Origin of the sequence: Streptomyces niveiscabiei (assembly GCF_033794345.1) — a bacterium.
GTDB classification, from domain to species: Bacteria; Actinomycetota; Actinomycetes; order Streptomycetales; family Streptomycetaceae; genus Streptomyces; species Streptomyces niveiscabiei.
Window position 1 is genome coordinate 39,284 of sequence record NZ_JARAYJ010000042.1, and the last position, 17,987, is coordinate 57,270.

Genomic DNA, 17,987 nt, shown 5'->3' on the forward strand with positions numbered 1-17,987 from the left:
TCTAAATGAAACATTGCATCCAGAGTTATCACGGTGCTTCACTCGTCACGAAAGGGGACGGAACAAGCACCGTCCGTGAGCGTGACGGCAAGGAGGCAGGGCCATGAAGCCGCTGATCTTCGGCTACATGCGGGTTCCCGACGACATGAGCGACGAGGAGGTGAAGCGGAAGCAGGACGTCATGACGGTCTACGCGGAGGCCAACGGCTTCGCCCTGGCGACCGTCTACTTCGAGTTCGCCGACGGCCGCGTGGACGCCTTCGCCGAGACGGTCGAGGCCATCCTGCGCGCCGAGTCCCACCACCTGCTCGTGCCGTCCTACCGCGACCTGGCCTTCAGCCGGGCGCTCCAGGACGCGATGATCCTGACCGCCGAGCACGCCCGCGTGGAGGTCGTGAGTCTGGAAGAGCGCGCGTGATCCAGGGCCAGGGCGACACCGTCCCCTTCTACTTCTCCCAGCGGCCCCGCTTCGCCGACCGCCTCTCCCTCCCCGCCGCCCCCTCCTCGGTGGGCCTGGCCCGCGACTTCACCCGCCTCGCCCTCGCCAAGTGGCCCGCCCGGCCCGTCGAGGACGACGCCCTTCTCGTCGTCTCCGAACTCGTCACCAACGCCGTCCTGGCCACCCCGGACGACCTCGCCCTCGTGACGGTGCGTCTGCTCGGCCTGCGCACCGGCCTGGTCGTCGAGGTGGGGGACGGCTCGCCGAAGAAGCCCGTGCCGGCCGTGCCGGACGCGGATTCCGAGGGCGGGCGGGGGCTGCTGCTGGTCCGGGGGGTGGCGGCCCGCTGGGGGTCCTGCGCGCTGCCGGACGGCAAAGTCGTCTGGGCGGAGATCGCCGTCACACTCCGCACCGCCGTTTCCCTTCCCTCCTCAAGCCGCCCGGCGTACCTTGACGCACCGAATCTGATGAGGCGTCAGGGGTGAGGGATCGTGGCCGAGCGGAAACGGAGTGGCGTGCTCGCGGCGGGCGCGGTTCTCGCCGGGGTGGGGGTGATGGTGCTCGCGCCGGGCGCCTCCGCCGCCGTCGTCGACGTCAACTACGCCTGTCGGACGCCGATCGGACCGAAGAGTGCCGTCTCTCCGATCGACATCAAGGGCGTGAAGAGCGGGAGCGGTTACCGCATCACCATGTCGTGGCAGAAGGGCGTCTCGTCCAGCCCGGTGGAGTTGGGCGCGGGGGCCATGAAGCCGAAGGCCACCGTCAAGCTGGGCGGCGCGGACAACGGCACCCTCACCGTCACCGGGGAGGCCAATCAGGCGGCGATTCCGGCCGACACCCCGATAAAGATCAGCGACTTGAGCGGGACGTACACGCCGAAGGCGTCCGGGAAGGTCACGTTCACCCCCGGTGTGCTGACCATCGTCGCGCTCGGTACGACGACGACGTGTACGCCGACCAACTCACCCGGCGCGTCCCTGACGCTGGACGTGACGGCGGGCTCGGGCCCCGCGCCGGACACCCCCGCGCCCCAGCTCCCGCAGACCGGCCCCGAGGACTCCTTCGTCGCGCTCGGCACGCTCGGCGGGACGATCCTGCTGACCGGCGCCGCCGGCGCCCTGTGGCTGACGCGCCGTGCTCGTTAGGGCCGTGCCCGTCAGAAGGGCCGCCGCGCTGCTCGCCGCCCTCGCGCTGTGCCTGACGGTGCCGGGGACGGCGCGGGCGGCGTCGGGGCCGACGGTCCAGCTCGGCAAGCCGGAGGCGGGCAAGGGGAGTCCGGTCACCGTCAGCGGGGCGGGCTGGCCGGCGAACACGCTGCTGACGCTGCTGCTGTGCGGGCAGTCGAGCCCGGCGAGGGGGGTGCTCGGCGGCACCAACTCCTGTGCCAACGCGGACGGCCGGGCCGTGACGACGGACGCGCGGGGCAGGTTCAGCCGCGAACTCCCGGTCGTGGGACCGCCGGTGCCCTGCCCGTGCGTCGTCCACGTCGCGACGGCCACCGGCCGCAAGGCGCAGGCCGACGCCGCCCTGAAGGTCGCCGGGCACGAGGAGAAGCCGCTGCCCCAGGAGTCGCCGACCGGCACGCTGAAAGTCCTGACGGACCCTCAGCTCAAGGGCTCCAGCGGCCTGTTGACCTGGTTCGGCGCACCCCCCGCCCGCAAGCTCGTCGTCACGGTCGGCAACGCCGGGACGACGCCCGTCCACAACCCCGTCTTCCAAGTCGGCACCGCACACGGCGTGTTCGCGCCCCAGTGGGACGACCACCAGTGGGACGGCACCCTCGCGCCCGGCGGACGCGCCCGCCTGGAGCTGCCGTTCGAGCTGGCCAGTGGGGCGCACGGCGACTACACGGTCTCCCTGCGGTACGGCGGCAAGGTCCTCGCCGACCGGCCCTGGGACGTGGGCCGGCCCTGGGGCGTCGTCCTCTTCTGGGCGCTCGCCGCGATCGTCGTCCCCTCGGCGCTGTTCCGCATCGGGATGGCGATCGTCGACAAGGTCCGCCCGCGCCCGCACCGCAGGCGGAGCGCCGTACGGCGCCTGCGCCGGCGTATCCGCAGGCCGGAGCCGCCGCCGAGCGCCACCGCCACGAGCCCGACCCTGCCGTGGTTCTCCCCCGACACCCAGGGCCGCCTCTCCGCACCGCACGACGACCGAACGACCCCGAGCAGGAAGGGCATGATGTGAGAGCCACCAGGAGAGCGGCCGTCGCAGTGGTCGCGGTCGGGACGGGCGCGCTGTTCGGGCTCGCGGCCGTGCCCGCCATGGCCGCCGAGGTGTCGTACACCACCCACTGCGTCCCCCCGGCCGGGATACCGCCCGTCGACGGGACCACCAAGGTGCAGATCACCGCGCCGGCCACCGCACAGGCCGGGGACACCGTGGACGTCGTCTGGAAGTTCACGCAGGCCGCGTCCAAGAACCCGGACATCATCGACCTGCCCGCCAACTCCGTACAGCCGTCGGGGACGTTGAAGGTGTCCGGCGCGCAGAGCGGGGACGTGGCGATGACCGGGCCGCGCGAGAACCCGGCGATCCCCAAGGGCGGGGCGATGGTCCTCGCCGACATGAAGGGGACGCTGAAGCTGACGGCACCGGGGGAGGTGAAGCTGACGCCGGACGCGTACGTCGTCAACGCGATGGGGACGAACACGAACTGCGCGCCGACCCAGGCGGTGTCGCCGGCCGCGACGATCACGGTGACCGGGGGCGGCAGCAACTCCCCCAGCCCCAGCGGCAGTTCGAGCAACTCGCCGAGCCCCAGCGGCAGTTCGAGCAACTCGCCGAGCCCCAGCGGCAGTTCGAGCAACTCGCCGAGCCCCACCGGGACTTCGTCGACCTCGCCGTCCCCTTCGCCCTCCGTCTCCGCCCCCTCCTCGGACGAGCCGACCGACTTCACCGGCAAGGTCGTCGACGTCCCCTACACCTGCCAGTCACCGCTCGGCGAGAAGAAGGCGACCTCGCCCGTCCAGATCAACGCCAAGAAGAACGGCGGGAGTTACGACCTCACCGTCCAGTTCAAGAAGTCGGTCATGAACTCGCCCGCCGACATCCCGGCCGGCTCGGTGAAGCCGTCCATGGAGGTGAAGCTCGGCGGCGCCGACTCGGGGACGGTCCACGTCGAAGGGCCCCTGAACTCCGCCCCGATCAAGACCGGCGCCCCCATCGAGATCCCCGACCTGAAGGGCACCTACAAACCCGGCGCGACCGGTGAATCGACGCTCGCACCAGGGGAGTTGCTCATCGAGGCGCTCGGCACGAAGACGACCTGCGAGCCGGACCAGAGCCTGGTCTCCCTCACCCTGACGACCGAGAAGCAGGAGGGCGGCGCCGCCGGCGGCTCCTCCACGAGCGGCGGCTCCACCACGGGCGGTTCCACCACCGGCGGCCTCGCGAACACCGGCTCCGGGGACCACGGCGCCCTGAAGGCGCTGGGCCTGGTCGCCGGGACGGCGGTTCTGCTGGGCGGGGCGGTGTTCACGTTCCTGCCGAAGCGGAAGACGCGGTAGACACGGAGAGGGCCGCCCCCCTCAGGGGACGGCCCTCCCGCGACGTACGGCAGCCTCAGCGGACGTCGCCCATGAGGGAGTTGACGCGCTTGCGGTACATCCACACCGAGCCACCCGCGATCACCGCGAGGACGGCTTCGAGGGCGACGAAGCCCATCTTGTCGAGGTTGACCCCACCGGCTCCGGGATAGGTCAGCAGGCCCGTGACGGAGTCGCCCGCCGAGACGGCGAGGAACCAGATGCCCATCATCTGGGAGGCGTACTTCTCGGAAGCCATCTTGGTTGTGACGGAGAGACCCACGGGGGAGAGAGTCAGCTCGCCGACTGTCTGGACGAAGTAGATCCCTGCGATCCACAGGGCCGCCGCCTTGTGCCCGTCCTCGGCGATCGACAGCGGCGCGAGGAAGAGGAAGAACGAGGCACCGATCAGGAAGAGCCCCGCGGAGAACTTCACGATCGTGCTCGGCTCCTGGCCGCGCCGGTTGAGCCACAGCCACAGCCACGCGAAGACCGGCGCCAGCGCCATGACCATCACCGGGTTGACCGACTGGTACCAGGAGACCGGGAAGCCCCAGCCGAAGACGGAGTTGTCGACCTTGCTCTTGGCGAACAGCGAGAGGGTCGAACCCCCCTGGTCGTAGATCATCCAGAAGACGGCGGCGGCGACGAAGAACCAGATGTACGCGGACATCTTCGACTGCTCGACCGCCGACAGGTCCTTGTCCCGCTTGATCCGGCCGATGACGATGACCGGCACGATCAGACCGAGGGCCATGAGCGGGTTCATCGCCCAGCTCTCGGTGAAGTGCCCGGAGAAGCCGACGGCGCCGTAGAAGACGGCGGCGACCGCCAGCCAGATCAGAGCCTTGCGCAGGATGGCCGACTTCTCGGCGGCGGACAGCGGGGTCGGCACGACGTTGCTGCGCTCATCGAGGTGACGGGTGCCGAGCAGGAACTGGGCCAGGCCGAACGCCATGCCGGCCGCCGCCAGCGCGAAGCCGAAGTGCCAGTCGACCTTCTCGCCGACGGTGCCGATGGTCAGTGGCGCGGCGAACGCGCCGATGTTGATGCCGATGTAGAAGAGCGTGAAGCCGCCGTCGCGGCGCGGGTCGTCCGGGCCGTCGTACAGGTGGCCGACCATGGTCGAGATGTTGGCCTTCAGCAGACCCGAGCCGATGGCCACGAGACCGAGACCGCCGTAGAAGCTCGCGGCTGCCGGAAGGGCCAGGCACAGATGGCCCAGCATGATGATCACGCCGGCCAGGGCGACGGTCCTGCGCGGGCCGAGGACACGGTCCGCGAACCAGCCGCCGGGGAGCGTCAGCAGGTACACCAGCGAGAGGTAGACGGAGTAGATCGCCGTCGCCGTCGCCGCGCTCAGGTGCATACCGCCCGGCGCCACCAGGTAGAGCGGCAGCAGTGCCCTCATGCCGTAGTAGGAGAACCTCTCCCACATCTCCGTCAGGAAGAGCGTGGCCAGACCGCGCGGGTGGCCGAAGAAGGTGCGCTCGGCGCCGGGGGTCACCGGCCGTGCCGAGTCCTTCGTCAGGCTGGACGCCATGGTGGATCCTTGCTGCTGTTTACAGGTCGCTTGCACCGGTACGCACGAAAAAGGACCCCCGGCTTCTTCACCGAAGGTCCCCGCAGTGCAACAGGCGTTTGGCCACCTTACGGCAGAGTAGGGGGCGAAATGGAAGCGTTTGAGGCGCGGATCACAAGGTACGGACCAATCCTGTGAGCCCCCCGGGGCGCCCGGGATGCCCCTGCTTGCCCCTTGGTAAGAAACAGTCAGGCTGATCACACCCCTGGCCACGCCCCGCGCGGTCTACCATCAGCTTCATGACCCGTGTACTGCTAGCCGAGGACGACGCGTCCATCTCGGAACCGCTGGCCCGAGCCCTGCGCCGGGAAGGGTACGAGGTCGAGGTGCGCGAGGACGGACCCACCGCGCTCGACGCCGGGATGCAGGGCGGCATCGACCTGGTCGTGCTCGACCTCGGACTGCCCGGCATGGACGGCCTCGAAGTCGCCCGCCGGCTGCGCTCCGAGGGCCACGCCGTGCCGATCCTCATCCTCACCGCCCGCGCGGACGAGGTCGACACGGTCGTGGGGCTCGACGCGGGTGCCGATGACTACGTCACCAAGCCGTTCCGCCTCGCCGAGCTGCTGGCCCGGGTCCGGGCGCTGCTGCGGCGCGGCGCCGCCGAGCCCGCGCAGCCGCCGGCCACGCACGGCGTGCGCATCGACGTCGAGTCGCACCGGGCGTGGATGGGGGACGAGGAACTCCAGCTCACCGCGAAGGAGTTCGACCTGCTGCGGGTCCTCGTGCGGGACGCCGGGCGCGTGGTGACCCGCGACCAGCTGATGCGCGAGGTGTGGGACACGACGTGGTGGTCGTCCACGAAGACGCTGGACATGCACATCTCGTGGCTGCGCAAGAAGCTCGGTGACGACGCCGCCAACCCCCGGTACATCGCCACCGTGCGCGGGGTCGGCTTCCGGTTCGAGAAGAGCTGAGCGCTACGCGCGTAACGCCGTAGTCGTACGGAGAGATCTTGTGCGTCGTCGTCTGATCCAGTCCACCCTCGCTGTCGTCCTCGTCGTCATCGCCGTCTTCGGGGTCTCCCTCGTCATCGTCGAGAGCCGGACCATCAGCAACAGCGCCCAGGAACGCGTCGACTCCGAGGCCGTGCGGCTCGTGGGGATCGTGGACAGCCGGCTGCTCGAATCGGAGGACGTGACCTCCGAGATACTGCGGGACCAGGTCACACAGGACCGGTACGCCGTGATCCGGATCCCGGGGCGGGCGCCGATCGAGATCGGGGAGAAGCCCGAGGGCGAGGTCATCCACGCCGAGGAGCGCGGGGAGGGCCGGGAGACCGTACGGGTCGAGGAGCCCAAGTCGGCGGTGACCCGCGAGGTCGGCCGTACGCTGCTGATCATCGGCCTCGTCGCGCTGCTGGCGGTCATCGCCGCCGTCCTGCTCGCCGTACGCCAGGCCAACAAGCTGGCCTCCCCCCTGACCGACCTCGCGGAGACCGCCGAACGCCTGGGCTCCGGCGACCCCCGCCCCCGGCACAAGCGGTACGGCGTCCCCGAGCTGGACCGGGTCGCGGACGTCCTGGACTCCTCCGCCGAACGCATCGGCCGCATGCTCACCGCCGAACGCCGGCTCGCCGCCGACGCCTCCCACCAGCTCCGTACACCGCTCACGGCCCTGTCGATGCGGCTGGAGGAGATCACCCTCACCGACGATCTGGAGACCGTGAAGGAGGAGGCGAACGTGGCGTTGGCGCAGGTGGAGCGGTTGACGGACGTCGTGGAACGCCTCCTGACGAACTCCCGCGACCCCCGCACGGGCAACGCGGTCTCCTTCGACCTCGACGAGGTCATCCAGCAGCAGCTGGCGGAGTGGCGCCCGGCGTACCGCTCGGTCGGACGGGCGATCGTCAGCTCCGGCAAGCGCCACCTCCAGGCGGTGGGGACGCCGGGAGCCGTGGCCCAGGTGCTGGCCGCGCTGATCGAGAACTCCCTGATGCACGGCGGCGGCACCGTGGCCCTCCGCACCCGGGTGACCGGCAACCAGTCGGTGATCGAGGTGACGGACGAGGGCCCGGGCGTCCCCGCGGACCTGGGGGCCCGGATCTTCGAGCGGGCCATCAGCGGCCGCAACTCGACGGGCATCGGCCTGGCCGTGGCCCGCGATCTCGCGGAGGCGGACGGCGGCCGGCTGGAGATGCTCCAGGCCCAGCCCCCCGTCTTCGGCCTGTTCCTCTCCCGCACGGCCCCGCTGAAGAAGGAGTCGGAGGCGGAGGAGCCGACGGTGCGGTAGGGAGCGACGGCGCGCTGAGAGGCGAGGTGCGCTGGGAGGCGAGGTGCGCTGGGAGGCGACCCCCTCTACGCCCGCTCGCTCACCCGTGCCGCCGTCGCGGAGCGCTGCTCCAGGAACGCCTCCGCGCCGGCCACGGCCTCCTTCGCGGGGAGTGCCTTGAACACCCACGTGCGGTAGGACCAGAAGCGGAACAGCGTGGCGATCCCGATGCCGACGAACTTGAAGATGTTGCTCTGCAACGGGCTGTCCCAGTGGAACGAGTACGTGGCGACGTAGAGCACCCCGTTCTCGATGACCATCCCGATGACCGAGAAGAGGAGGAAGAGGGTCAGCTCCTTCGTACGCCCGCCCTTGTCGCGGTCGCGGTAGGTGAAGTACCGGAACCCGACGTAGTTGAAGACGATGGAGACGACCGTGGCGATGACGCTGGCCCGGACGACCTGGAGGTCGGTGACATGCCGTACCAGGTTGAAGACGGCGAGGTTGACCAGCAGCCCGGCCCCTCCCACCGCACCGAACTTCGCGACTTCGCGGCCGATGCGGCGCAAACCGGAAGCATGCCCCGTGGAACCGTGTTCCATGCTCGTACAAGCCCCCGTCCGGGTTGGGTTTCGTCAACCCAGCCATGCTAACCACCCCCGATGGAGGTTTCCTGTGGTCGACCTCACGGGTTGGGAACAGCTCGGGAAGCAGTGGGGAAACACGGGGTATGAGCCAGGAAAACCGGCAGTAAGAGGTGCGAACGACCGCCCGCCCGGCCCGGCCGATACCCTAGGGGCGTGACGTTCCCGGTAGTCGGCATGATCGGCGGCGGCCAGCTCGCGCGTATGACGCACGAGGCGGGCATCCCGCTGGGCATCAGGTTCAAGCTCCTCAGTGACACCCCCCAGGACTCGGCGGCGCAGGTCGTGAGCGAAGTCGTCATCGGCGACTACCGCGACCTGGAGACGCTGCGCGCCTTCGCGCGGGGCTGCGACGTGATCACCTTCGACCACGAGCATGTCCCCACGGACCACCTGCGCGCCCTGGAGGCGGACGGCATCCCGGTCCGCCCCGGCCCGGACGCGCTGGTGCACGCCCAGGACAAGGGCGTGATGCGCGCGAAGCTGACCGAGATCGGCGTGCCCTGCCCGAGGCACCGCATCGTGACGGACCCGGCGGACGTCGCGGCGTTCGCGGCGGAGGGCGACGGCTTCCCGGTCGTCCTCAAGACCGTGCGCGGCGGCTACGACGGCAAGGGCGTCTGGGTCGTGGACGGCCCCGAGGACGCGGCGGACCCCTTCCGCGCGGGCGTCCCGGTCCTCGCCGAGGAGAAGGTCGACTACGTCCGCGAGCTCGCCGCCAACGTCGTCCGCTCCCCGCACGGCCAGGCCGTCGCCTACCCGGTGGTCGAGTCGCAGCAGGTGAACGGCGTCTGCGACACGGTGATCGCCCCCGCACCCGACCTCGACGAGAGCCTCGCCCTCAAGGCCGAGGAGATGGCCCTGACGATCGCGAAGGAACTCGGCGTCGTCGGCCACCTCGCCGTGGAACTCTTCCAGACCCGCGAGGACGACGGGTCTTCGAGGATTCTCGTCAACGAACTCGCGATGCGCCCCCACAACTCCGGCCACTGGACCCAGGACGGCGCGATCACCTCCCAGTTCGCCAACCACGTCCGCGCGGTCCTCGACCTCCCCCTCGGCGACCCCCGCCCCCGCGCCCGGTGGACGGCGATGGTCAACGTCCTCGGCGGCGACTACCCCGACATGTACTCCGCGTACCTGCACTGCATGGCCCGCGACCCTCAGCTCAAGATCCACATGTACGGCAAGGACGTGAAGCCCGGCCGCAAGGTCGGCCACGTCAACACCTACGGCGACGACCTGGACGACGTGCTGGAGCGCGCCCGTCACGCAGCCGGATACCTGAGAGGCACGATCACCGAATGAGCCCCGTCGCAGGCCCCGTCGTAGGCATCGTCATGGGGTCGGACTCCGACTGGCCCGTCATGGAGGCCGCAGCCCAGGCGCTCGACGAGTTCGAGGTCGCCTACGAGGTGGACGTCGTCTCCGCGCACCGCATGCCGCACGAGATGATCGCGTACGGCGAGCGGGCGGCCGAGCGCGGGCTGAAGGTGATCATCGCGGGGGCCGGGGGAGCGGCGCACCTGCCGGGCATGCTGGCGTCGGTGACACCGCTGCCGGTCGTGGGGGTACCCGTCCCTCTCAAGTATCTGGACGGCATGGACTCGCTGCTGTCGATCGTGCAGATGCCGGCCGGCGTGCCGGTGGCGACCGTGTCCGTGGGCGGCGCCCGCAACGCCGGTCTGCTCGCCGCGCGCATCCTCGCCGCGCACGACGAGGAACTCCTCGGCCGGATGCGGGAGTTCCAGCAGGAGCTGAACGACCAGGCGACGGAGAAGGGCAAGCGGCTGCGGGCCAAGGTCGAGGGGGCCAAGGGGTCCTTCGGGTTCGGCAAGTGAGCGGGGAGGGGAGCGGCGCGGTGAGCGGTTCCGAGGCTCAAGTCCGGGAACTCCTCGCCGAGTTCCCCATCGTCGACGGGCACAACGACCTCCCCTGGGCGCTGCGCGAACAGGTCCACTACGACCTCGCCGCGCGTGACATCGCCGTACGGCAGGACGCCCACCTGCACACCGACCTGCCGCGGCTGCGCGAGGGCGGGGTGGGGGCGCAGTACTGGTCCGTGTACGTGCGGTCCGACCTGCCGGACGCGGTGCCCTCGACGCTCGAACAGATCGACTGCGTACGGCAGTTGATCGACCGTCACCCGGACGTCCTGCGCGCCGCGTTCACCGCCGCGGACATGGAGGCGGCGCGCGGGGAGGGCCGTATCGCGTCGCTGATGGGCGCGGAGGGCGGGCACTCCATCGCCAACTCCCTCGGCACGCTGCGGGGGTTGTACGCGCTGGGCGTCCGCTACATGACGCTCACCCACAACGACAACATCGCGTGGGCGGACTCCGCGACGGACGTACCGAACGTCGGCGGGCTCACGGCGTTCGGCCGCGAGGTCGTGCGCGAGATGAACCGGCTCGGCATGCTCGTCGACCTGTCGCACGTCGCGGCGACGACGATGCGCGCGGCGCTGGACACGACCTCGGCGCCGGTGATCTTCTCGCACTCCTCCTCCCGCGCGGTCTGCGACCACCCCCGCAACATCCCCGACGACGTCCTCGAACGCCTCCCCGCGAACGGCGGCATGGCGATGGTGACGTTCGTCCCCAAGTTCGTCCTCCAGGCGGCGGTCGACTGGACGGCCGCCGCCGACGAGAACATGCGCGCGCACGGCTTCCACCACCTCGCCACCACGCCCGAGGCGATGGCCGTCCACCGCGCCTTCGAGGAGGCGCACCCGCGCCCCGTCGCGACGGTCTCCACGGTCGCCGACCACCTCGACCACATGCGCGAGGTCGCCGGCGTCGACCACCTCGGCATCGGCGGCGACTACGACGGCACGGCCTTCACCCCCGAGGGCCTGCGCGACGTCTCCGGCTACCCCAACCTCCTCACGGAACTCCTCGACCGGGGCTGGTCCCGCACCGACCTCGCGAAGCTGACCTGGCAGAACGCGGTACGGGTACTGGGGGCGGCGGAGGACGTGGCACGGGGTACCCAGGGGGTACGGGGTCCGTCGTACGCGCGGATCGAGGACCTGGACGGGGGCGCGTAGTACCGGGGAGGTAGCGGGGGACGACCCCGGGGGTACGACCCGGGGTTACGACCCCGGGGACCCGAAAACAGGTCGCGTACCCCCGAACGCCCCATCCACCGGGTGACCTCCCCCACCCCGTGCGACGGTGGGCCGTACTGCTGATCACGACGCCGATCCAGACGTACGGAGCCCCCTCATGGCAGACCTCCAGGACGAACTGCACCCCACCACCGAGGTCGGCGGACTGCCGCTGGAGGAACCCTTCGACGAGGGCCCGGCGCAGGAGGTCCCCTACACCCGCGACCCCCTCGCACGCGCCCGCGAGATCCTCGCCGAACACCCCGTCGCCGACGGGTACGGCACCCTGCCCCGGGCCCTGCGCGACCTGCCCTGGTACGACCTCGAACTCGGCGAGAGCGCCGTCGACACGGACATCCCCCGGCTCCGGGAAGGCCGGGTCGGCGCGGTCCTGTGGGCCCTGCACCTCCCCGAGGACGCCAGGAGCGCGGTGACCGCCACGCTGGAACAGCTCGACCTCGTCCGTACGGTCGTCGCCGCCCACCCCGAGGGACTGCGCGCCGCGCGCACCGCCGGGCAGGTCATCGACGCGCGCAACTGCGGACGCGTCGCCGTCCTCCTCGGCCCCGCCGGCGCCCCCGCCCTCGACGACTCCCTCGCCGTGCTGCGCGTCCTGCACACCCTCGGACTGCGCGTCCTCACCCTCGCCGGGACCGGCTGGGCCAGCGAGGCAGGGCTCAGCCGGTTCGGGGAGGAGGTCGTGCGCGAGATGAACCGGCTCGGTGTCATCGCCGACCTCTCCGGCGCCTCCGACGCGACGATCGCCCGCACGCTCGCGCTGTCCAAGGCGCCGGTCCTGTGCACCCGCTCCGCCGCCCGCGCGCTGCGCCCCCACCCCGACAACCTCTCCGACGAGCTGCTCGCGGCGCTGGGCCGCGCGAAGGGCGTCTGCATGGTTCCCCTCACGGCGGACCAGACCGGCCCCGCCCTCACCGACGTGGCCGACCACCTCGACCACATCCGCGCCATCGCCGGCCCCGCCTCGGTCGCCCTCTCCGGCGCCTACGACTCCCCCTCCGCCCACCCCGATTCCCTCCCCGACCCCTCCGCCTACCCCCACCTCATCACCGAACTCCTCCACCGAGGCTGGCCCGACCCCGACATCGCCCTCCTCACCTGGGACAACTTCCAACGCGTCCTGCGCAGCGCCGACTTCCTCTCCCGAACAGCCCAACACCGCCGCGAACAGCCTCCGGCGAGGACGACGGAGCTGGACGGGTAAGGCGACCGGGACTGGAGGGGCGGAACTGCCGGAGCGGGACGGGCGGGAGCACCGGAGCTGGACGGGTAGGCCAGGCCGGACCGGAGGGGGTGGAGCTGCCGGAACCGGATGGGCGGGGCGCCGGACTGAACAGCCCGAGGGCCGCGGAGCTGGACGGGGAAGGAGGCCGGGACGGGACGACCGAGGGCGCCGGAACCGAACGGGCGGGGGCTGCGGGGGCGGCGGAACTGAATGGTCTGAGGGCTGCGGAACTGGACGGGCAGGGAGGCCGGGACCGGAGGGGGTGGAGCTGCCGGAACCGGATGGGCGAGGGCTACGGGACTGGGACTGTGGGGGTGGGACTGCGGGGGTGGCGGAACTGATCAGCCCGAGGGCCGCGGAGCCGGACGGTTGAAGGCGAGGCAGCGGGACAGCCGAGGGCTGGACTGCGGGGACGCCGGAGATGGGCAGCCGAGGACGCCGGAGATGGGCAGCCGAGGGCGCCGGAGCTGGGCGGCTGAGGGCGTCGGCGCCCGACAGCCACCGCACCCCCCGCCGTAGCCCCACCACCACCCCCGCCCTCACCCTTTGGACCGGCGTTTCCCCACACCGGCCCCCCGCCGCCCCGCAGTTGGCTAGCGTGTCCCCATGACCGAGATGGACCATGACGCCCTCGTAGAGGACCTGCGCGCACGCACGAAGGAAGCGCTCATCCGCATCGCCAGCCTCGTCAGCCAGACCGGCATCCCCTACACCTTCGGCGAGGTCGTCTCCCTGGTGGAGGAGGGCCTGCCCCCCGACTACCCCCACCCCACCCGAGGCATCCTCAACCGCGAGAACATGATCACGGACATGGCCTACACGATGTTCAAGGGCCACGAACCGAAGCAGTACTGACCAACGCCCCCCGGCCCCTGAACCCCCGTACCCCTCAAGCCGTAGGCCGCCCCATAGCCCGGTAGACCCACCCCGCCTTGCGCCACACCTCCGGGTCCAGCGCGTTGCGGCCGTCGAGGATCAGCCGTTCCCGGGCGACCTCGCCCAGCGCGGTGGGGTCCAGGTCCCGGAACTCGCGCCACTCCGTGAGGTGGAGGACGACGTCGGCGCCCCGGACGGCGTCGAGCGCGGACTCCGCGTACCCCAGCGTCGGGAAGAGCCGGCGGGCGTTGGCCATCGCCTTGGGGTCGTAGACGGTGACCTGACCGCCCTGGAGGTGGATCTGCCCGGCGACGTTCAGGGCGGGGGAGTCGCGGACGTCGTCGGAGTCGGGCTTGAAGGCCGCGCCGAGGACGGCGACCCGCTTGCCGAGGAAAGCGCCGCCGCCCAGGGCCTCGCGGGCCATCTCCACCATCTGCCCCCGCCGCCGCATGTTGATGGAGTCGATCTCGCGGAGGAAGGTCAGCGCCTGGTCGGCCCCCAGCTCCCCGGCACGGGCCATGAACGCGCGGATGTCCTTGGGCAGGCACCCCCCGCCGAACCCGATCCCGGCGCGCAGGAACTTGTGCCCGATCCGGTCGTCGTACCCGATGGCCTCGGCGAGCTTCGCGACGTCCCCGCCCGCGGCCTCGCACACCTCGGCCATGGCGTTGATGAAGGAGATCTTGGTGGCCAGGAAGGAGTTCGCGGAGGTCTTGACCAACTCGGCGGTGGGGAAGTCGGTGACGACGAACGGCGTCCCGGCGGCGACCGGCGCCGCGTACACCTCGCGCAGCAGCCGCTCGGCCCGCTCACTGCGCACCCCGACGACGAGCCGGTCGGGCCGCAGCGTGTCCTGGACGGCGAACCCCTCCCGGAGGAACTCGGGGTTCCAGGCGAGCTCGGCGCCGGCCCCGGCGGGCGCGTGCTCGGCGAGGTACGCGGCGAGCCGCTCCGCGGACCCGACGGGCACCGTCGACTTCCCGACGACCAGCGTCGGCCGGTCGAGGTGCGGCGCGAGAGAGGCGATGGCGGACTCGACGTACGACATGTCCGCGGCGTACTCGCCGTGCCGCTGAGGCGTGTTGACGCAGACGAAGTGGACGTCCCCGAACGCCGCGGCCTCCGCGAAGTCGAGCGTGAACCGCAGCCGCCCGGAGGACCCCTCGATCCCGGCGACGTGCGCCCGCAGCAGCTCTTCGAGGCCGGGCTCGTACATCGGGACCTCACCCCGCTGGAGCATCTCGACCTTCTCGGGGACCACGTCGAGCCCGAGGACCTCGAACCCCAGCTCGGCCATGGCCGCCGCGTGCGTCGCGCCGAGGTAGCCGGTGCCGATCACCGTGATCTTGAGGCTCATGAGGGCTCCACAGGGTTACGTCCGGACATGCGCTGCCTGAGCATAGTCGGGGCGTATTCAGCGCCCTCACCGGGCACATTCCCCCCTGTCGCGTAGCTCACGTATCCGTCCCGGGGGCAGCCCCCTAAACTTTGAGTTACTTAACGGTAATTAGCGTCGTCTGGAGTGAATGACCTTGGCCGGATCGGCTGATTTCGACCTGTACCGCCCGTTCGAGGAGCACGACATGCTCCGCGACGCGGTCCGCGCGCTCTCCGAGGCCAAGATCGCGCCGTACGCCGCCGCGGTCGACGAGGAGGCCCGCTTCCCCCAGGAGGCGCTGGACGCCCTCGTCGCGAACGACCTGCACGCCGTGCACGTCCCGGAGGAGTACGGCGGTGCCGGCGCCGACGCCCTGGCCACCGTCATCGTCATCGAGGAGGTCGCCCGCGCCTGCGTCTCCTCCTCCCTGATCCCGGCCGTCAACAAGCTCGGCTCGCTCCCGGTCGTCCTCTCCGGCTCCGAGGACCTCAAGAAGAAGTACCTCGCCCCCCTGGCCAAGGGCGACGCGATGTTCTCGTACTGCCTCTCCGAGCCCGAGGCCGGCTCCGACGCGGCCGGCATGAAGACCCGCGCGGTCCGCGACGGCGACCACTGGATCCTCAACGGCGTCAAGCGCTGGATCACCAACGCGGGCGTCTCCGACTACTACACGGTCATGGCGGTCACCGACCCCACGCAGCGCTCCAAGGGCATCTCCGCCTTCGTCGTCGAGAAGTCCGACGAGGGCGTCTCCTTCGGCGCCCCCGAGAAGAAGCTCGGCATCAAGGGCTCCCCGACCCGCGAGGTCTACTTCGACAACGTCCGCATCCCCGCCGACCGCATGATCGGCGAGGAGGGCACCGGTTTCGCCACGGCGATGAAGACCCTCGACCACACCCGCATCACCATCGCCGCCCAGGCCCTCGGCGTCGCCCAGGGGGCCTTCGACTACGCCAAGAACTACGTCAAGGAACGCAAGCAGTTCGGCAAGGCCATCGCCGACTTCCAGGGCATCCAGTTCATGCTCGCGGACATGTCCATGAAGATCTCCGCCGCCCGCGCCCTCACCTACCAGGCCGCAGCCGCCTCGGAACGCCTCGACGCCGACCTCACCTACCTCGGCGCCGCCGCCAAGTGCTTCGCCTCGGACATCGCGATGGAGGTCACCACCGACGCCGTCCAGCTCCTCGGGGGGTACGGCTACACCCGGGACTACCCGGTCGAGCGGATGATGCGGGACGCGAAGATCACGCAGATTTATGAGGGCACGAACCAGGTCCAGCGGATCGTCATGGCCCGCAACCTGCCGTAACCCGTAATCCGGTTCCCCTCCGCGGTCCCCGGCGTCGATGATGCCGGGGACTCCGTACGAGGGGACCCCATGAAACTCACCGCCGTGACGCTCGACTGCGCCGACCCCGCCGGACTCGCCGCCTTCTACCGCGCCCCCACCTGGCCCGACCAGTCCGGCGTCCCCCAGCAGTCCCACCTGGACTTCGACGTCGACGACCTGGACACGGCCGAGGAACGCCTCCTCGCCCTCGGCGCGACCCGCCCGCCCCACGCGCCCGACGGGCACCCCTGGCGTGTACTCCTGGACCCGGCGGGGCACCCGTTCTGCCTGTCGGAGCGTCGAGCCTAGGAGGTCTCCCCATGTCTGCTGTCGGACGTTTCCGCTCGGTCGTCGTGGACTGCCCCGACCCGGCGGCCCTCGCGGAGTTCTACGCGGCACTGCTGGGCGGCAAACCGGAGGCGGAGTCGGACGACTGGATCGTCCTGCACGTCCCCGACGGCCCCCGCCTCGCCTTCAACCTCGCCCCGGACCACGTACCCCCCGTCTGGCCCTCGCAGCCCCACGACCAGCAGCAGTTCCACCTGGACGTCGACGCGGGGGAGACGTGGGAGGAGGTCGAGGCGGCGGAACGCAGGGCGCTGGAACTGGGGGCGAGGCCCGTACGACGAGTGGACGAGGACGATTTCCGGGTGTTCCTGGACCCTGCCGGACACCCGTTCTGCCTGTGCCGGATCGCCGGGTGAGCTCGCCCGTGGGGAGACGAAGCACCTTGTGAAGGTGTTGAGTTGGAAACAAGTGTCCGAAAGCTGACCCCGAAGGGCCCGTTCCGGATCTACCTTGGTCCCCATGCTCGGGACTTCTCACTTCCGGTCCGATGTGTCGCATTCCGCCCGGATATGGAACTACTGGCTCGGCGGGATGGGGCACTATCCGGTCGACGCGGAGGTCGGTGACCACATCGTCGCGCTGGTCCCGGCCCTGCCCCGCTCGGCGGTGGCGGACCGCAGGTTCCTCGCGCGGGCCGTCCGGCACCTCGCCGGGGACGTGGGGATCCGGCAGTTTCTGGACATCGGTACGGGCCTGCCGATCACCGACAACACGCACGAGATCGCGCAGCGGGTGAACCCGGCCTGCCGGGTCGTGTGCGTCGACAACGACCCCCTCGTCTTCGCGCACGCGCACGCGCTGCTGACGAGCACGCCGGAGGGCGCGGCGGTGTTCGTGGAGGGCGACATCCACGACCCGGAGGCGATCCTGTGCAAGGCGTCGGCGACGCTGGACCTGACCCGCCCGGTCGCCGTGACCCTCCTCGGCGTCCTGAACTTCGTCCTCGACACGGAGGAGGCCGCCTCGATCGTCCGCCGCCTCCTGGACGCGGTCCCGGCGGGGAGCCACGTCGTCATCTCGCACCCGACGACGGAGGTCGACGGCGAGGCGATGGGCGAGGCGGTGGCGTACTGGAACGCGCAGGGGGCGTCCCCGATGACGTTGCGCAGCCGCGCGGAGGTGATCCGCCTGTTCGAGGGGGCGGAGCTGCTGGAGCCGGGCGTGGTGACGTGCACGCGGTGGCGCCCGGAGGGTGCGGGCGCGGACATCGGGGCGGTGACGCACTTCGCGGGGGTGGCCAGAAAGCGGTGAGGGGCGGACCCCCGGTGCCGTGACCGGACGTCCGCCCCCTGTCGGCGGT

General features: G+C 70.9%; 19 protein-coding genes. 16 read left to right on the forward strand and 3 right to left on the reverse strand.

The annotated features are described in order from the left end of the window. Positions 1–103: 103 nt before the first annotated feature. From PV682_RS37345 to PV682_RS37365, 5 genes are all read left to right on the forward strand, one after another. Entirely contained in the window at positions 104–418 is a 315-nt protein-coding gene (locus PV682_RS37345) for a recombinase family protein (protein ID WP_319736184.1), read from the forward strand. Continuing rightward, a complete protein-coding gene (locus tag PV682_RS37350) occupies positions 415–924 on the forward strand; it encodes an ATP-binding protein (RefSeq protein ID WP_319736185.1) in 510 nt (169 codons plus the stop codon). The genes PV682_RS37345 and PV682_RS37350 overlap by 4 nt, the downstream gene beginning before the upstream one ends. Positions 925–930: 6 nt before the next feature. After that, positions 931–1,584, forward strand: a complete 654-nt coding sequence (locus PV682_RS37355; protein ID WP_319736186.1) for an LPXTG cell wall anchor domain-containing protein — start codon at positions 931–933, stop codon at positions 1,582–1,584. Between the two features lie 4 nt (positions 1,585–1,588). Next, the gene (locus PV682_RS37360) at positions 1,589–2,623 is read left to right on the forward strand and encodes a hypothetical protein (protein ID WP_319736187.1); all 1,035 of its coding nucleotides are present in this window, start codon (positions 1,589–1,591) and stop codon (positions 2,621–2,623) included. A gap of 77 nt (positions 2,624–2,700) precedes the next feature. Then, positions 2,701–3,945, forward strand: a complete 1,245-nt coding sequence (locus PV682_RS37365) for a hypothetical protein (protein WP_319736206.1) — start codon at positions 2,701–2,703, stop codon at positions 3,943–3,945. A gap of 55 nt (positions 3,946–4,000) precedes the next feature. Here PV682_RS37365 and PV682_RS37370 read toward each other — a convergent pair whose 3' ends face one another. After that, the gene (locus PV682_RS37370) at positions 4,001–5,506 is read right to left on the reverse strand and encodes an oligopeptide:H+ symporter (protein ID WP_319736188.1); all 1,506 of its coding nucleotides are present in this window, start codon (positions 5,504–5,506) and stop codon (positions 4,001–4,003) included. A 278-nt stretch (positions 5,507–5,784) separates the two neighbouring features. Between PV682_RS37370 and PV682_RS37375 the strand changes: the two genes are divergently transcribed. After that, on the forward strand, positions 5,785–6,462 hold the full coding sequence (locus PV682_RS37375; RefSeq protein ID WP_055720913.1) for a response regulator transcription factor: 678 nt from the start codon (positions 5,785–5,787) through the stop codon (positions 6,460–6,462). Between the two features lie 40 nt (positions 6,463–6,502). Continuing rightward, the gene (locus PV682_RS37380; protein WP_319736189.1) at positions 6,503–7,777 is read left to right on the forward strand and encodes an ATP-binding protein; all 1,275 of its coding nucleotides are present in this window, start codon (positions 6,503–6,505) and stop codon (positions 7,775–7,777) included. 65 nt (positions 7,778–7,842) lie between these two features. Here PV682_RS37380 and PV682_RS37385 read toward each other — a convergent pair whose 3' ends face one another. Beyond that, the gene (locus tag PV682_RS37385; RefSeq protein WP_319736190.1) at positions 7,843–8,358 is read right to left on the reverse strand and encodes a GtrA family protein; all 516 of its coding nucleotides are present in this window, start codon (positions 8,356–8,358) and stop codon (positions 7,843–7,845) included. 198 nt (positions 8,359–8,556) lie between these two features. Between PV682_RS37385 and PV682_RS37390 the strand changes: the two genes are divergently transcribed. From PV682_RS37390 to PV682_RS37410, 5 genes are all read left to right on the forward strand, one after another. Then, positions 8,557–9,708 carry a 5-(carboxyamino)imidazole ribonucleotide synthase gene (locus PV682_RS37390; protein WP_319736191.1) on the forward strand — a complete coding sequence of 384 codons (1,152 nt, stop codon included), beginning with the start codon at positions 8,557–8,559 and terminating at the stop codon, positions 9,706–9,708. Then, positions 9,705–10,241, forward strand: coding sequence for a 5-(carboxyamino)imidazole ribonucleotide mutase (gene purE / locus PV682_RS37395; RefSeq protein WP_010352356.1), 537 nt, complete (start codon positions 9,705–9,707; stop codon positions 10,239–10,241). The genes PV682_RS37390 and purE overlap by 4 nt, the downstream gene beginning before the upstream one ends. A 20-nt stretch (positions 10,242–10,261) precedes the next feature. Then, a complete protein-coding gene (locus PV682_RS37400) occupies positions 10,262–11,449 on the forward strand; it encodes a dipeptidase (RefSeq protein ID WP_319736192.1) in 1,188 nt (395 codons plus the stop codon). Between the two features lie 178 nt (positions 11,450–11,627). Next, on the forward strand, positions 11,628–12,731 hold the full coding sequence (locus PV682_RS37405) for a dipeptidase (protein WP_319736193.1): 1,104 nt from the start codon (positions 11,628–11,630) through the stop codon (positions 12,729–12,731). Between the two features lie 627 nt (positions 12,732–13,358). Beyond that, entirely contained in the window at positions 13,359–13,607 is a 249-nt protein-coding gene (locus PV682_RS37410; RefSeq protein WP_109365187.1) for a hypothetical protein, read from the forward strand. A gap of 34 nt (positions 13,608–13,641) precedes the next feature. Here PV682_RS37410 and PV682_RS37415 read toward each other — a convergent pair whose 3' ends face one another. Further along, a complete protein-coding gene (locus PV682_RS37415; protein WP_319736194.1) occupies positions 13,642–14,985 on the reverse strand; it encodes a UDP-glucose dehydrogenase family protein in 1,344 nt (447 codons plus the stop codon). Between the two features lie 169 nt (positions 14,986–15,154). Here PV682_RS37415 and PV682_RS37420 point away from each other — a divergent pair, with 169 nt between their 5' ends. The 4 genes from PV682_RS37420 to PV682_RS37435 all read left to right on the forward strand — a co-directional run bounded on the left by PV682_RS37420 (position 15,155) and on the right by PV682_RS37435 (position 17,938). Then, positions 15,155–16,318 (forward strand): acyl-CoA dehydrogenase family protein, encoded by a 1,164-nt coding sequence (locus PV682_RS37420; protein ID WP_319736195.1) that lies wholly within the window; start codon positions 15,155–15,157, stop codon positions 16,316–16,318. A 69-nt stretch (positions 16,319–16,387) separates the two neighbouring features. Continuing rightward, a complete protein-coding gene (locus PV682_RS37425) occupies positions 16,388–16,648 on the forward strand; it encodes a VOC family protein (protein ID WP_319736196.1) in 261 nt (86 codons plus the stop codon). An 11-nt stretch (positions 16,649–16,659) separates the two neighbouring features. Further along, positions 16,660–17,043 carry a VOC family protein gene (locus tag PV682_RS37430; RefSeq protein WP_319736197.1) on the forward strand — a complete coding sequence of 128 codons (384 nt, stop codon included), beginning with the start codon at positions 16,660–16,662 and terminating at the stop codon, positions 17,041–17,043. Between the two features lie 103 nt (positions 17,044–17,146). After that, a complete protein-coding gene (locus tag PV682_RS37435; protein WP_319736198.1) occupies positions 17,147–17,938 on the forward strand; it encodes an SAM-dependent methyltransferase in 792 nt (263 codons plus the stop codon). Positions 17,939–17,987 lie beyond the last annotated feature (49 nt).

Bases quoted from the DNA above. Each gene is read 5' to 3' on its own strand.
- PV682_RS37365 (WP_319736206.1), top strand. From the start codon at position 2,701: ATGGCCGCCGAGGTGTCGTACACCACCCACTGCGTCCCCCCGGCCGGG.
- PV682_RS37435 (WP_319736198.1), top strand. From the start codon at position 17,147: ATGCTCGGGACTTCTCACTTCCGGTCCGATGTGTCGCATTCCGCCCGG.
- PV682_RS37425 (WP_319736196.1), top strand. From the start codon at position 16,388: ATGAAACTCACCGCCGTGACGCTCGACTGCGCCGACCCCGCCGGACTC.
- PV682_RS37430 (WP_319736197.1), top strand. From the start codon at position 16,660: ATGTCTGCTGTCGGACGTTTCCGCTCGGTCGTCGTGGACTGCCCCGAC.
- purE (WP_010352356.1), top strand. From the start codon at position 9,705: ATGAGCCCCGTCGCAGGCCCCGTCGTAGGCATCGTCATGGGGTCGGAC.
- PV682_RS37415 (WP_319736194.1), bottom strand. From the start codon at position 14,985: ATGAGCCTCAAGATCACGGTGATCGGCACCGGCTACCTCGGCGCGACG.
- PV682_RS37385 (WP_319736190.1), bottom strand. From the start codon at position 8,358: ATGGAACACGGTTCCACGGGGCATGCTTCCGGTTTGCGCCGCATCGGC.
- PV682_RS37410 (WP_109365187.1), top strand. From the start codon at position 13,359: ATGACCGAGATGGACCATGACGCCCTCGTAGAGGACCTGCGCGCACGC.
- PV682_RS37370 (WP_319736188.1), bottom strand. From the start codon at position 5,506: ATGGCGTCCAGCCTGACGAAGGACTCGGCACGGCCGGTGACCCCCGGC.
- PV682_RS37345 (WP_319736184.1), top strand. From the start codon at position 104: ATGAAGCCGCTGATCTTCGGCTACATGCGGGTTCCCGACGACATGAGC.
- PV682_RS37405 (WP_319736193.1), top strand. From the start codon at position 11,628: ATGGCAGACCTCCAGGACGAACTGCACCCCACCACCGAGGTCGGCGGA.
- PV682_RS37375 (WP_055720913.1), top strand. From the start codon at position 5,785: ATGACCCGTGTACTGCTAGCCGAGGACGACGCGTCCATCTCGGAACCG.
- PV682_RS37420 (WP_319736195.1), top strand. From the start codon at position 15,155: ATGACCTTGGCCGGATCGGCTGATTTCGACCTGTACCGCCCGTTCGAG.